The organism is Limosilactobacillus reuteri, assembly GCF_034259105.1.
Classification (GTDB): Bacteria; Bacillota; Bacilli; order Lactobacillales; family Lactobacillaceae; genus Limosilactobacillus; species Limosilactobacillus reuteri_G.
On record NZ_CP139478.1, the window covers coordinates 1,152,125 to 1,167,025 of the forward strand.

12 protein-coding genes and 1 pseudogene are annotated in these 14,901 nt (G+C 41.8%); 4 read left to right on the plus strand and 9 right to left on the minus strand.

Features of this window, described 5'->3' with window-relative positions; all coding sequences use genetic code 11:
* Positions 1-65: 65 nt before the first annotated feature.
* Both SH603_RS06540 and SH603_RS06545 read left to right on the plus strand, forming a co-directional pair.
* On the plus strand, positions 66-1,469 hold the full coding sequence (locus SH603_RS06540; RefSeq protein WP_169472961.1) for a C69 family dipeptidase: 1,404 nt from the start codon (positions 66-68) through the stop codon (positions 1,467-1,469).
* Between the two features lie 174 nt (positions 1,470-1,643).
* Positions 1,644-2,975 (plus strand): ISL3 family transposase, encoded by a 1,332-nt coding sequence (locus SH603_RS06545; RefSeq protein ID WP_094128766.1) that lies wholly within the window; start codon positions 1,644-1,646, stop codon positions 2,973-2,975.
* 464 nt (positions 2,976-3,439) lie between these two features.
* On the opposite strand, the gene SH603_RS06550 is transcribed toward SH603_RS06545, so the two are convergent.
* From SH603_RS06550 to SH603_RS06585, 8 genes are all read right to left on the minus strand, one after another.
* Positions 3,440-5,107 (minus strand): FAD-dependent oxidoreductase, encoded by a 1,668-nt coding sequence (locus tag SH603_RS06550; RefSeq protein ID WP_321533691.1) that lies wholly within the window; start codon positions 5,105-5,107, stop codon positions 3,440-3,442.
* 13 nt (positions 5,108-5,120) lie between these two features.
* Positions 5,121-5,684 carry an alkyl hydroperoxide reductase subunit C gene (ahpC, locus tag SH603_RS06555; RefSeq protein WP_321533692.1) on the minus strand — a complete coding sequence of 188 codons (564 nt, stop codon included), beginning with the start codon at positions 5,682-5,684 and terminating at the stop codon, positions 5,121-5,123.
* A gap of 99 nt (positions 5,685-5,783) precedes the next feature.
* On the minus strand, positions 5,784-6,665 hold the full coding sequence (gene sdaAA, locus SH603_RS06560) for an L-serine ammonia-lyase, iron-sulfur-dependent, subunit alpha (protein ID WP_321533693.1): 882 nt from the start codon (positions 6,663-6,665) through the stop codon (positions 5,784-5,786).
* A gap of 11 nt (positions 6,666-6,676) precedes the next feature.
* Positions 6,677-7,339 carry a serine dehydratase beta chain gene (locus tag SH603_RS06565; RefSeq protein WP_169473390.1) on the minus strand — a complete coding sequence of 221 codons (663 nt, stop codon included), beginning with the start codon at positions 7,337-7,339 and terminating at the stop codon, positions 6,677-6,679.
* A gap of 71 nt (positions 7,340-7,410) precedes the next feature.
* Positions 7,411-8,103, minus strand: a complete 693-nt coding sequence (locus tag SH603_RS06570; RefSeq protein ID WP_321533694.1) for a hypothetical protein — start codon at positions 8,101-8,103, stop codon at positions 7,411-7,413.
* 230 nt (positions 8,104-8,333) lie between these two features.
* The gene (rpsN, locus tag SH603_RS06575) at positions 8,334-8,603 is read right to left on the minus strand and encodes a 30S ribosomal protein S14 (RefSeq protein WP_003667006.1); all 270 of its coding nucleotides are present in this window, start codon (positions 8,601-8,603) and stop codon (positions 8,334-8,336) included.
* A 145-nt stretch (positions 8,604-8,748) separates the two neighbouring features.
* A complete protein-coding gene (locus SH603_RS06580) occupies positions 8,749-9,627 on the minus strand; it encodes a metallophosphoesterase family protein (protein WP_169473393.1) in 879 nt (292 codons plus the stop codon).
* Positions 9,628-9,739: 112 nt separating this feature from the next.
* Complete coding sequence (locus SH603_RS06585) at positions 9,740-10,870, minus strand: IS30 family transposase (RefSeq protein ID WP_013923736.1); 1,131 nt, start codon at positions 10,868-10,870, stop codon at positions 9,740-9,742.
* Between the two features lie 167 nt (positions 10,871-11,037).
* On the opposite strand from SH603_RS06585, the gene SH603_RS06590 reads away from it, so the two are divergent.
* Both SH603_RS06590 and ubiE read left to right on the plus strand, forming a co-directional pair.
* Complete coding sequence (locus SH603_RS06590) at positions 11,038-12,273, plus strand: MFS transporter (protein WP_080549747.1); 1,236 nt, start codon at positions 11,038-11,040, stop codon at positions 12,271-12,273.
* A 20-nt stretch (positions 12,274-12,293) separates the two neighbouring features.
* The gene (gene ubiE / locus SH603_RS06595) at positions 12,294-13,001 is read left to right on the plus strand and encodes a bifunctional demethylmenaquinone methyltransferase/2-methoxy-6-polyprenyl-1,4-benzoquinol methylase UbiE (RefSeq protein WP_169471331.1); all 708 of its coding nucleotides are present in this window, start codon (positions 12,294-12,296) and stop codon (positions 12,999-13,001) included.
* 75 nt (positions 13,002-13,076) lie between these two features.
* On the opposite strand, the pseudogene ltrA reads toward ubiE, so the two are convergent.
* Positions 13,077-14,463: pseudogene (ltrA, locus tag SH603_RS06600) on the minus strand (group II intron reverse transcriptase/maturase).
* Between the last annotated feature and the right edge of the window lie 438 nt (positions 14,464-14,901).

The following is a 14,901-nucleotide window of genomic DNA, read 5'->3' on the forward strand; positions in this document are numbered from 1 at the left end:
AAATCGACTTAAATCACCGTTCGCGGTACAATTAATACAATACGCAAAAGGAGAATGTATTATCTATGGGGAATAAATTAACCGCATGTACAAGTATTTTAATTGGTAAAGGGGCCAGCATCGACGGCACAATCATGATCGGTCGAAACGAAGATGCCAAAGCTGCCTGGCCCAAGCATATGGTTGTTCACCGCCGTGGGGAGATGCCCAGCCACTTCATCTCTAAGGATACCCGTTTAGAGCTCGACTTGCCAGAAGAAAGCGCTCAGTATACGGCAACTCCGGAATGGACAGATAAAGACGGGCTGTTTGAAGAAGACGGGATTAATGAGTATGATGTGGCAATGAGTGCGACTGAAAGTGCTTATTCTAATCCCCTCGTTTTGGGCTATGATCCACTGGTTGAAAATGGTCTAAATGAAGAAGCAATGATCACTGTGGTTCTGCCATATGTTAAGACGGCACGTGAAGGGGTCCAACGCCTCGGTAATTTGATTGCGAAGTACGGAACCGGCGAAACAAACGGGGTACTTTTTGCTGATAATGACGAAGCTTGGTACTTCGAAACCGGTGCAGGTCACTACTGGGTTGCGCAACGGATTCCAGATGATTCATATGCGGTGGTTGCCAACCAACTGGCAATTCAAGAAATTGACTTTAATGATCCGAATAATTTCATGTTCCATCCGGGAATTCAAGAATTCGTTGAGAAGCATGACTTGAACCCAGATCCATCCACCTTCAATTTCCGCAAAATCTTTGGGACAGCTGATCGGTCAGACGCGATTTACTCTGAACCGCGGGTATGGGCTGGTCACCAAATGTTTAGCCCCCGGCAAGCAACAGAGGAGACCCCGGAATCAACTGAATTGCCATTTATCATGAAGCCGGATCATAAGTTATCAATTTTTGATGCCCAGAACTATCTCAGTAACCACTATGAGGGAACCGAATTCGATCCCCTTGGGCACGGTGAACACGCCCATAAGTACCGGCCAATTAGTTTAGCTAAGACCCAAGAGTCACATATTTTACAGACGAACCGACCGGGCGCTAATATTCACTGGTTAGCAATGGGGGTCGCTGTTGAAAGTACCTATGTGCCATTCTTCAACGGCATTACTGATACACCAGCCCCTTACAAGCGTGGGAAGCTGCCGGCTCAGCTCAACTCTGCTTACTGGATTTTCAAGCATGCCAGTGTGCTAGTTGACAGCCACCTACACGATTTCCTTCCATTATTACGAGACGTACAAAAGGAACGAAACGCCGCGGCCATTAAGATGATTGCCGAAACTGATCATCGCCTCCCGAGTCTCAAAGGAGAAGCACGTGCAACCTTCTTAACGCGGCAAAGTGACGGTTATGCCACCGATACATTGAACGCATATAAGAAATTAAGCCTTGAGCTAATTACAAAGATGACTGATTATTGTGAATTAAACTTTAATACGGATGAGAACCTGTAAGACAAAAAAGAAGCAGCTCCTAAGTTGGAAGTTCCAGCTTAGGGGCTGCTTTTTGTAGGCTTTACAATTTTAAGTACTGATGGATTTAACATCAGGGCTTTATTTGTTTAAAATTTAAAATAAAAAAGCGAAAGATGGTTGGACCCCGTCTTCGCTAAGAAAGGACCATCTTTCATGAACAATTCTATCAAAACTATCTTAGGAATTAAAGATCCTTACCTCAAACTAGATGAAAAGAATTTTGATAACCCAATTGAAGATCAACCTAATCAAATCATTGTCCATCTTATTCAAACTTACCCCATGCATTGCCCAAAATGTGGACACTTAATGTGTAAAAATGGCTATAAAACAGTTAATTGCTTGGGACCAGAGCTTCACTTTAAGCCAACAATCTGGTCGATTAAAAAGCAAAAATATATCTGTAAAGCTTCTTCTTCTTGTCCTGAAGTAGTTACTAAATTAGCAGCCGTTGAAGATATTCATTATCGTAATCATATCTCTTTAGCGATAAAACAACGGGCAATGATGCTTCTAACAAAAAACGAATCACAAAGTGATTTAGCCAAAGAATTAAATGTCTCTGACTGGACAATTAGACGAGTCATTACAAATCTTGATCAGTTTTTTAAGCCTAACTATCATTGGTTACCTCGCCATATTGCCTTTGATGATTTTAAGTCTGGTCGCTTTGCCCCCAGCGGAATGAGTATGATTCTAATGAATATTGAAAATAAGCGGACGCTTGATATTATCTTGTCACGTAAAAATAGCTATCTGCGAAAATACTTTCTTCGATATGACCGTTCAGCACGCTTAGCAGTTCAAACAGTAACGGTTGACTTGTACACTCCTTACCGCCATTTGATTCATGAGCTTTTCCCCCACGCTTTAATTATCGCTGATCATTTTCATATTGTTGCTCAAGCATATCGTGCATTTAACAAAATTAGGATCCAAGTAATGAATCGTGCCGGTGCTGGCACTCATAAATGGCGTGCACTTAAGCACTTTTGGAAATTACTCCTAACGCCTGCTAATGAGCTTAAATATGATAATTATTGGTCAAGGCGTAACTTTAGTTACGCTCAATTAACCGATGTGGAAGTCATTCATCGTCTTCTAAGCTTTGATAATGAACTAAAAAGGGCTTATGAATACTATCAAAACTTAATTCTGGTGATTGCTCATCGTAGCAAGAAAGAATTAAAAAACTTACTCGCGATTAAATGGACGCAGCTTCCCCAAGCACTGCAAAAAGTTCAGCGTACTCTTCGCAGACATAAACAAGAAATTTACAATAGTTTTAAATATGATACCTATACAAATGGTCCCGTTGAAGGAACTAACAATAAAATTAAAGTTATTAAACGAACTGCTTATGGCTTTCGTAATTTCTTTAATTTCCGAATTAGAATCCTCCTTGCATTACCAAATACCTACATTGCAATAAACTGGAGAAATAAACAAACAGCTCATGCCAAAGTCCAGGCACAAGCTGCTTAGTAAAATTATTTTATTTTCTCATCAGTACTTCTTGACGAAGAGCCAGACAATGCATCGAGTATTACTGTAAGTAATTAAGCAAGCATTGCATAAGCGTTAAGTCATTGCAATAAACCCTTGCTCTCCGCATTGTTATAATAATTACCATGTGATAAATTTTATAACTTATCCATACTTATAGAATAACAGGATTTAGATAAATTTCAATACATAAGTTGATGTTTTTTGCCGTTTTTAGGCCTTTTTGCGAATTTTGCTGTCTCTTAATGCTGATAAATGAAGTTTTCCATCCCATTGTTTCAGAAATGTTAAATTTTGATTTCGATTGTCATTAATAGAAAGTTTAAGTATTTACCAGTAATCATTGGCTGGCTTGTATTTATCAATTGATATGAAGGTCCTCTTCTCTATGCAAATAAAAAACGAGGATCAAAGAGTTTTACTTCTTCAAATCCTCGTTTATCTTAATTTTGATGATGTTTTTCAACTGCCGTAACTAGTTCTTCCAATGATTGACTTCCAAAAATAACTGGGTCATCATCAATCATCGTCGCTGGAACACTCATAATCTTCTTTTCTTTCCGTAATTCTGGGAAATGCTGCAAGTCAATCATCGTGGCAGTAATTCCCACATTCAGAGAAGCCATCCGTTGACAAGCCGCAACAACATCAGGGCAGAAATGACAAGTTAAGGAAACGCCAATCCGAATCTTAGTAGGCGCAAGTTTCTTAATTCGTTCTACCAATTCTGGTGCAATTGTTTGTCCAGGACCAGCAACGTTGTAAACACCTAAAACTAAGGAGTTTAATTCGTGACCAGTTGGAATCCCCGCATAATGTAAGCCAGTATCATTACCATCTGCATCAAGCAAGCGCAATTGTGGTAAGTACTTTACGTCCGCTGGTGCCGGTTTAGTCTCCATCTGCAGGTGCTGATCAAGTGAAGCGAATTCTTCAACAAAGCTAACTAACTGATTGCTAAGCTCTGTCTCATTGGTTAACACTTGGAGTTTAATATCCTTGGTTAAACGGGCAAAGATTGGTTGTAACTGTTGGTCAATCTCAGCTGGCAGCCAGCTTCCTTCATGTGGCGTGGTGTTTTCTTGTTGGCTAAGTTCGCTCGTCTGTCCCACGGTCTTAGCAGGCTTTTTGTTAGTTTCTGCATGAATTGGGATACCTTGCTTTTCCTTTTGCAAAATAACGTATCGTTCTGCAGCAGTAGATGCAACCGCCCCATCAGATGCAGCTGTCACGATCTGGCGAAGATTTTTATGGATAACATCCCCAGCAGCGTAAACGCCATCGATGTTTGTCTTACCATTTTCATCCGTCATGATATAGCCCCGATCATCCAAATCAAGGATATTAGCTAATGCTTTCGTTGCTGGTTGCGTACCAATATAAATGAACATCCCAAATGTCTGGTCACCATCATCGACATGGTAAACCGTCTCTTCGCCAGTCTTATTATTAACCAAGGTAGCAGTAGTAAGGTAATCATCCCCACTAACTTCCTTTACCTCAGTATTGTATTCCACACTAACTTTAGGATTATCCAAGGCACGCTTAGCCGTCAATACAGGACATGCAAAATGATCGCCACGAACTAAAACAGTAACGTGCTTGGCAAAGCGGCTCAAATAGTCAGCTTCTTCAGCGGCCGCATATCCGCCACCAACGACAAAGACTTGAAGACCGGTAAAAAGTTCGCCATCACAAGTTGAGCAATAAGCAATTCCCCGTCCACGGAATTCATTTTCACCGGGAAAACCAACTTTTTTAGGGTTAGCACCAGTCGCAATAATTACGCTTCGGGCAGTATATTTTTGACCACTCTTGCCAATCAATGTCTTAACTTCACCAGTAAGATCAAACTTTTCAACCGCATCATGTTGAATTTCAACCCCAAAGCTAGCGACCTGGCTTTGCATCTGGTTCATCAATTGGGTACCGTCGACTTTTTCGACAGCTGGATAATTATAAACCACCGAGGTCGTTGTTACCTGACCGCCGACAGTATCTCCTTCTAAAATCAACGTATCCAAGGTTGCGCGTCCAGCATATAAACCAGCAGATAATCCCGCTGGTCCAGCACCAACGATGATTAAATCATATAAATGTTGTTCTGCCATTTAGCTCACCAAATTAAAGCTTACCAACTAGATTAAGACTTGGCTTAATTGAATCTTGGCCTGGCTTCCAGTTCGCTGGGCAGACTCGGTCACCATGTTCACGAACAAATTGAGCAGCTTGGAGTGTCCGTAAGATCTCATCAGCACTCCGACCAATTCCCATATTATTAATTGTGTAGGATTGGATAATACCATCAGGATCAACAATGAAGACTCCCCGGTATGCTTGACCAGCGTCTTCGTCAAGAACATCGAACATCCGGGCTAACTTACCAGCTGGATCAGCAAGCATTGGATATTTGATCTTGCCAATCTTGTCAGAAGCCTGAGCCCATGCCTTGTGGACAAATTCGGTATCCTCAGAAACAGAGTAAATCTCAGCGTTTGCTTTCTTGAAGTCTTCGTACTTATCTTGCAAAGCTTCCAATTCAGTTGGACAAACAAATGAGAAGTCAGCTGGGTAGAAGAAGAAAATACTCCACTTACCTAAAACATCCTTCTTGGATACTTCGGTTGTTTCACCGTCATGATAAGCATTTACCTTAAAATCTTCAATTTCATGTCCTACAAAGTTCATGTATATCCTCTCCTTAAATTAGAATCATTCTTAACTACAACTCTTAGTATAATCTTTTTATGCTAATTTGCAAGTAATTTTAGAATAATTCTAAAAAGATCAAATTTCCTTGCCGAAGATTTTCGTCTTAATCGCCTGTCCAGTTGGGGTTCCAGCCAGTCCACCGCGGCCTGTTTCCCGTAAATCAACTGACATTGACCGGCCAACCTTATCAAGAGCAGAAATACATTCATCGGCCGGAATCATACTCGTACAACCAGCGAGTGCCATATCAGCTGCAATTAACGCGTTTCCAGCTCCAATCGCATTTCTTTTAACACAAGGGATTTCTACCAAACCGGCAATCGGGTCACATACCAAGCCTAACAAGTTACTAAGAGCAATTGCCAATGCTTGACTGCTTTGTTCTGGACTACCACCCGCTGCTTCAACAGCCGCCGCGGCAGCCATTGCCGATGCTGAACCAACTTCTTCTTGGCAGCCGCCTGTCGCGCCAGCAATTCCCGCATGATTGGCAATAATTAAGCCCAACCCACCAGCAGTAAATAAGAAGCGAATCATCTGATCTTCACTAAGGCCTAATCGTTGTTCTAACATAAAAAGAGCGCCAGGAAGAGTCCCGGATGAACCGGCAGTCGGGGTTGCGCAGATGACTCCCATTGCTGCGTTAACCTCGTTAGTTGCGATCGCATTTTCCACGGCAGCCATCATAACATCACCAGAGAGGGTCTTTCCTTTTGCACGATATTTTTTCAGCTTAATCGCTTCGCCTCCAGTTAAACCAGTTTTTGACCGAACTCCCAGCTCATTTTCACCTTGTTTAATTGCGGCTCGCATCGTCAGTAAGTTTGATCGCATCCGTTGCCAAACTTCTTTTCGATTGCTACCAGATTCATGACATTCTGCCTCAATCACTAGCTCGGACAATGCTTTTTGCTGAATTTCTGCAGTTCGCACTAAATCTTTAACACTTTGATACATCGCTCTTTCTCCTAAAGACAAATTGCAGCCGGGTACTTCTTTTCAAAATAAGCAATCGTCGCTGGCTGCATCGGGTTTTTAATATCGTAAACATAAATATCACAATCATCTGCCCGTAATACTTGTCGCCGGGTAAATGGTGCTTTTTCTTCCAAATCAGTATTGATCGCCAGTGCATTGGCCATCTGTTTACTATAATCGCGAAAGATAACAATTGGTAAGGGACCCGCTGGTAAAATATCAACACCATCAAAGCTAATAGCCCTAATTTCAATTATCCCGCCACCGATCGAACAACCAGCAACCGTTACCCTCGTCTTATCACCAGTCATTTGAAGGATGGCTGTGTTAGGATGGTGAATCGGGCTTTCACCCTCTTCTTCAACAAAGCGAAGGTCCATTCCTCCTTGGCGAGCAATCATTGGCGCCGATGGAACTCGTGAATCGTCTGGCGCAAATCCTAGCAATCCCGCCGCAATTGCATAGTCTGTTCCATGACCACGATGCGTCCGAGCAAAAGATCCATAATAGTGAACGGTTACTTTAGGTGGAACCGTGCCAAAAAGTTTATTTGCGACTCGACCAATCTTGACCGCCCCTGCAGTATGCGAACTAGAAGGACCAATCATTACTGGTCCAATAATATCAAAAACACTTTTATAGTTATTTTTCATGTTGTTGTTCCCTTAAAAATAAAATAGAGATTGAAAGAAAAATCATGTTTTTCTCAACCTCTTCATTATAACTACTTTTTCTTTTTATGAAAGCCAAGAAATGACCAGAAGCCGCGATGACCACCAGATTTTTTCTTCGGTTTCTTTTCTGCTTTTCGATCTTCTTTGGCAGCCTTTTCAGCAAGTACTTTTTGCTTGGCGAGAATTGCCTCCCGCTTTTGCCGCTCTTTTTCAGCCTCTTTTCGGGCTGCCATTGCCTTTTTAGCCCGTGCTGCCCGTTGCTGAGCAGCTTCTTTCATTAATTGTGGCCGCATCTGTTCCATTGTATCAAACATTGTTGCCACCTTAATAGCTGTCTTATTGGCTAAGGCTTGATCAGTATTTGAAGCCACTTCAATATTATGGGCTGCCGTAATCTCACGTTCCCAGTATTGTTGTGTCTTAATAGGTAAACTAGTAAACTCCTGGCTCCGTAAGAACTGACCTGCTCGTGATAACTGCATCTTCAACGAATGCTTATCCGTTTGCTGACCATTTAATGCTTTTCGCGAATTATAAATCGCTTGATCAACAAGGTCGACCATTGCTTGTGGTTCATTATATCCCTCTTTATGCTCTTGAAGGACATCCTCCCCCATTCTAATGGCTTCATCATAAAGGCCCTTAGAACGATCAGTCCCATTAAAGTATTTATATGTTTGCCTTACACGTACTTGATCAGCTACATCTTTACTTAGTTGATCAAAAACTACTTTTTCGTTCATTAGATTTCCACCGCCCGACTTTACTCGTCTACTATTCTTAGTATAGCAGTTATTGATCGCGAACTAAGCTAAAATGTCAATTTTTTTAGAAGATTATCGAAAAATTTACCCGCTCGCCGGTTTGAGCAAAGTGCAATTAAGCTATTATTAGTCTTAATTTTCGTCCATTATTCAAAAAGGAGCTATCGAGAAGAATATTTCTCGATAACTCCTTATAAATAAGATTTAACTTACCAACTGGCCTTACGAACACCAGGGATTTGACCCTTGTGTGCTAGTTCACGGAACTTAATCCGTGACATTCCAAACTTACGCATGTAAGCATGTGGTCGGCCATCGTAACGATCACGGTTGTGAAGACGAACCGCACTAGAGTTACGAGGAAGTTTGGATAAACCGATGTAGTCGCCCTTCGCCTTTAATTCTTTGCGCTTTTCAGCGTATTTCTTTACTAAAGCTTCTTGGTGATGTAATTTAGCAATCTTTGACTTTTTTGCCATTAAGTAGTTCTCCTTTTATATTAAAAACTTTATCTACTATACAATTACTATTTAAAATTAAAACATCTGCGAACTCTTTTCATTTTAATATTATCGCTGATACTTACAAAAAATACAAGGATTTTGCATTACTTTTTGACCTTTCTTAACCATTTAATTTTTTCGCGTATTTACGGTATTCGTCAGCATAATTATATTGATTATTATATTCAGTTAAAAGTTCATCATCATGGGTATAAGCCCGTCCCGTCACCATCATCTTCTTGTAAAGGTCACGGTATGGCAAATCACTCTTATCGGCAATTTGTTTTTCCTGATCGCGACTATATCCAATATGACGGAAGCTAGTTTCAGCTAAACCAATATCGTCTACTTCCAAAATTAGATAGTGGGCCCGCAAATCACGCTGGAGAGGTTGCCAGTGGTTGAATGGCTCGCCGACTGCTCCGGGATTTAAAACCATGCGTTCATCACTCCCATACCGCAAAAGGTCATGGTGAACATGGGCATAAATGGCAATATCAACTGGTTCGCCAGCGACATTAAACAGCTTATCAAAATTTTCACTAACTTGCGTGGGAAAAAGGTCTTGACCCATATTAAGCCACGGCAAATTATGGGAGATGCCAAAATTAAGGGGACCCACGCGTTTCGTAACGTGCATCGGCCGACTTGCAATTTCATCAACCATTCCGTCAGGGGCATGTTCCGCAACGTACTGGGCTAACCGCGCAAAGTAAATGTGGGAAGGACGCTCCATATCCATCATCCCGCGAGCACCACGAACAACTAGGTCATCCCAGTTTCCTCGTACAATTACTGCTGGCTTCATTCCTTGCAAAATCTCCCAAATTGGTTTTACACTTGGGCCTGGCATCAGTAAATCACCAATAAACCAATATTCATCAACATGCTGCGCTATGCTATCGCGATACATTGCTTGCAACGCTGTTAGATTTCCATGCGTATCTGAAAAGACTGCGATCCTCTTTTTCACAGATGATTTCCCCTTTCTTACCTTCATTAATATATTAGCAAATTTTCGAAAAGGAATGCTAAATTAATTTGTATTTTCAGAAGGATTTCCCACATTACAAATTATTTCCTAAATTTCAAGAATAAGTTAGCCACTGGACTCAAATAAATAATACTGACCAATTGATTATTGGTTGATGGAGCTGTGATATCTCTTGGTAGAAGGCCTTACGATAGATATCCATTGACGAATGTCCATTAAACATAGCTCGTGGATAGTGATTCATCCAATCATTAGTCGCTATGATCTGAGCACTACTATAGTTATTTATAGCTTCACCTTTGGTAATCTCCTTGCGGAGAAACCGGTTATTGATCTCATTGGATCCACGTTCCCAAGGGGAATACGGATCAGCATAGAAAACATGATCGTGAACTTGTGTTAACTCACTAAATTCTGAACCGTTGTCAGAGGTTATTGTCTTAAAGATGCGATAGTAAGCATCTGTGCCCATTTTCTGGCGTAAATTTATAAAGAACTGATTTACTGCATGCGCAGTTTTACCAGCAATTTTACTCGTGATATTAACTCGTGAAAGGCGATCAGTCATTACTAGTACAACACTGTCATTACCGTTTTTCTGTCCCTGAACTGTATCTAGTTCCCAATGGCCAATTTCGGACCGTTGGTCCGCAGTTTGAGGTCGTTGAGCAATATTAGGCCCTAAGCACCTTTTAGCTTGCGGATGAGTTCGATGATGCTTACGTTTAGGTTTTTCAAAGAGGTCTAAATTGGACGTACGAAGCACACCCTCATTAATCCATTGATATAAAGTTACAACCGACTTTGGGATCAGGGTGCCATCATTCATTAAATCTCGAGCCTTATAAATAACCGCTTGTGGGGAGTAATGGTGGTCGTCAAACTCACCAAGCATTAGCTGATCAGCTAATCGTAAAAATTGCTTTGAAGAATAATATAAGCGACGACGACCAGAATGGCGGTGATGTTCAAGATATGTGGCCTGACCAGCTTCATAACTATAGATGTAGTAAGAATATTCGTAAATCTTACCATTAGATTTTTGACGACGAAGTTGGCGGACCGTACCACGGTTGAGCTCGTTATTAATTGTTTGATGATTAACTCCTAATTGGCGACCAATTGCGCGATTGGAAAGTCCTTGCGACTTTAAAGTCGCAATCATCACACGTTCTTCTTTAGTAAGATGAGCATTCTTTTTATGAGTAGTCAATAAACTAGTAGACATGGTATCATTTAAGTGCGTCATTTGACGGACATCCTTTCATATAGGTTTGGTTCACTTAATATGATACCTGATGTCACGCCGAATGGCGTTTTTTATTTACCACCAACTGGGTGGCTAACTTCATTCTATAATCCACCTTACAAATTATTTTGTTACAATATACTTTTATGAACAAATCATTTTAGGAGATGATAATCAAAATGGATTCGGAAGTCGCAAGAGGAAAATTTCCTCACGGTTGGCACCGAACTTTTTACACCCTCTGGCTCGGCGCGTTCATCACCGGGATGGGCTACTCGATGACGATGCCGTTTATCTCACTTTTTATTGCAGAATTAGGAAACTTTACGCGTTTTCAGCTCAACATTTACTCCGGACTAGCATTTGGGGTGACCTTCATTAGTCAAGCCATTGTTTCACCGTTCTGGGGCAGTCTGGCTGATCGCAAAGGACGAAAACTGATGTGTATGCGTGCATCGGGAGTAATGGCTTGTACAATCTGTGCAATTGGATTTGCCCAAAGTGTCTGGATGATTATTGGCATGCGGTTCCTTCAAGGAGTCTTTTCCGGCTACATTAATAACGCTACTGCTTTAATGGCTGGCGAAACACCGCATAATAAATCAGGCTGGGTAATGTCAGCGATGACTACTGCGGGGGTGGCCGGCAATTTGGTTGGTCCTTTGCTTGGTGGTTTCCTATCAGGATTGTTTGGGTACCGAATCCCATTTTTCATCACCGGAGCACTAATGTTTTGTGTCTTTCTCAGTACGTGGTTATTGACGGTAGAACATTTTACCCCGATTAAAAAAGAAGCGATGAAGCCAATGAAAGAGATAATTCATAATCTGGATAATCCACCATTGATCTTCGTTATGTTCTTAACCACAATGATTGTTACTTCTTCTACCATGTCAATTGACCCAATTATCAGTTTGTATGTTCGGCAATTGATGGGCGGCCACGGCAATATTGCCTTTGTCGCTGGGATTGTTGCTGCTACTCCAGGACTAGGAACATTGCTTGCCGCTTCAAAGGTTGGTCACACGATGGACCGGATTGGACCAGAAAAAGTATTACAAATTGGGATTCTCACGGCCTTTATCCTCTTTATCCCCATGACCATTACTAAGTCTCCATGGGCCTTGGCATTTTGGCGCTTCTTGCTTGGGTTAGCAAACGCGGCGTTAATGCCTGCTACCCAAACGGTCTTAACCCTTGACGTCCCAACCGAAGCATTCGGCCGGATCTTTAGTTACAATCAATCTTTCCAGGCTGCGGGTGCGGTGTTAGGGTCAATTCTTGGGTCATTCATTTCGGGAATTTCTAGTTATGAAATGGTCTTTGTCATTACTGGTTTGACTCTCCTGCTTAACTTTATCTTGGTGATGTTGGTTAGACCAAAGAAGCAACTTACAGAATAACTTAAAGAAAAGAGAAAATCATGGTTCAAACAAATAAATTATTAAATGAACACGAAGTAAATAACTTATTTTCCCGGGTTGCCCCCCGCTATGACTTATTAAACAATGTGATTAGTCTAGGAACGCAGAAAATATGGCGACACGAACTTTTTAACCAGCTTCAAATTAAGCCTACCGATAACGCCTTAGATGTTTGCTGTGGAACGGGAGACCTCGCAATTGCCCTGGCTAAGCGGATCTCTGCTGGACGAGTAACCGGGCTTGATTTTAATAAAGAAATGTTGGAAATCGCTAAAGAAAAGACAAAGATGATTGGCAACCTCTTCTTGGTACAAGGGGATGCCATGGCGTTGCCGTTTGATGACAATAGCTTTGATATCGTCACCATCGGCTTTGGCTTACGAAATGTTCCAGATGCAGGTAAGGCGCTCAGCGAGATTTACCGGGTCCTCAAGCCAGGTGGGCAATTCGTTAGCTTGGAAATGTCGCAGCCGACCAATCCAATTATTAAAGTCGGCTGGAAAGCTTACTTTACGGCCTTTCCATTGATGGCTTCATTAGCTGGTGGACATTATCGCGATTATCAATATTTAAAGAAAACCAGCCAACAATTTGTCTCCGCCCATCAACTTGCGCGAATGATGAAGGCAGTCGGATTTAAAGAGGTCCATTACCAACCACTGAACTTTGGCGCAGCTGCATTACATTTTGGCGATAAAATCGAGTAGGAGATAATTGATTAGTTCAATTATCGACCTCTCACACCACCGTACGTACGGTTCCGTATACGGCGGTTCGACAACTTAATCACATTGAATTGACTGGAGCGTCTTGGACATATTCATAAGTCCGAGTTGTTCCAGTTTTCTATTAGTTAGAGAATAGCTCAAGGTCTTACTATGTGCAGTTCGCCAGTAGCCCTTTCGGGTACTAGCGAAGACATATGCATCACGCTGGGACATCCCCAACTTCTGTAAGTTAGTTACCTTAGTTTTAAACTTTTTCCATTGCTTCCAAATATACTGCCTTATTCGGACCCTCAACCACTTGTCAAGGCGTTGAATAAAGTTAGTTAGTTTCCCAATTGAGTAGTACTGAAGCCACCCACGCATTTTTCGATGAATTTCTTCAAACATTCTTGTCAGAGATATTCCACGATTACGTTTAGTTAATAACTTCAGTGCTTTCTTTACTCGTTGTTGCGATTGTTTAGCTGGACGGGCGTAGGCCCCATTGTGGTCTACACCCAACGAAAAGCCAAGAAACTTCAACCGTAGCGGGCTACCGACTTTGTTTGGTTTTATCTGGGTTCACTTTAACTTTCAAGCGCTTTTCTAGAAACTGGGTAATGCTTCGCATTACTCGTTCTCCGGCTCGTTGACTTTTAACATAGATGTTACAATCATCCGCATAGCGCACAAAGTGGTGACCACGTCTAGTCAACTCTTCGTCCAACTCATTTAGATAGATGTTCGCCAGTAGTGGTGACAATGGCCCTCCTTGTGGGGTTCCTTTTTCACTCTTAGCGAAAAGCCCATGGTCTAAGACTCCGCTAGTTAGAAACTTACGAATGAGTCTTAGTGTCCATGGGTCATCAATATATTGTTGGAGATACTTAATCATCAAGTCATGATTAACGTTATCAAAATAGGCTTTTAGGTCTAAGTCGACAACTCTTCGATAACCTTGATTATAAAGATCTACTACTTTTGAAATAGCGTCATGGGCCCCACGGTGGGGACGGAAGCCAAAGCTATTATCAGAGAAAATACGCTCAAAGATAGGCGTAAGAATTTGGGCTACAGCTTGTTGAACCATTCGGTCCACCACCGTTGGTATTCCAAGTCTTCTTACTCCACCATTAGGCTTCGGAATTTCTACCCGTTTGACTGGAGCTGGTTTATACTTGCCCTCACGCAAACTAGCGATCAGTTCCGTCTTATTTTCTCTGAGATATGGCAGAAGGTCATTGACTGTCATATCGTCAACGCCTGCTGCTCCTTTATTTCTCTTAACTCGCAAATAAGCCTGATTAAGGTTATTGCGATCCAAGACCAGGTCTTGGATAGTGACACTCATACCTTTACCTTCACCATAACCGGTACTACGCGCCCTTGTGTACTTTCGGTTTTCCAAACCTATCCTCGACAAGCGGTCAGCTTGTTGTTCTGTTTTCTGCGATTGTCGCACCTGATTACACCTCCGATATAAGTTACAAGTTATTGTCGTTCAGTCCTTCATCTGATTATTCAAACTACTATGACCTCGGCTGACTTCTGGCTTACTCAACACTGCATCACTGCACCGCTTGTTTCTGTGGAAATTAAACTTATTCCTCTTGTCGGAAACGTGTAGGCCAGATCACCCCGGGTAAGAATATTAGCTTTCGTACCATGTCATCGTTAGCTTTACTGAGACCAACTTCGAGTAGTATTGGACTTCAACTTGTCTAGCAGCCTTATCCAGTTAATTCCAGCCTTATAGCTACTTCTTGTTCATCGATGCAGTACTTTGCCTTAGACTTCCTTCAGATTCCACCTCACGGTGGACACCCTTGTCCTCAGCTCATGGTTCCGACTACTACGGCCCATAGCGGACTTTCACCACCTAGCTAATACCCATGCCGGG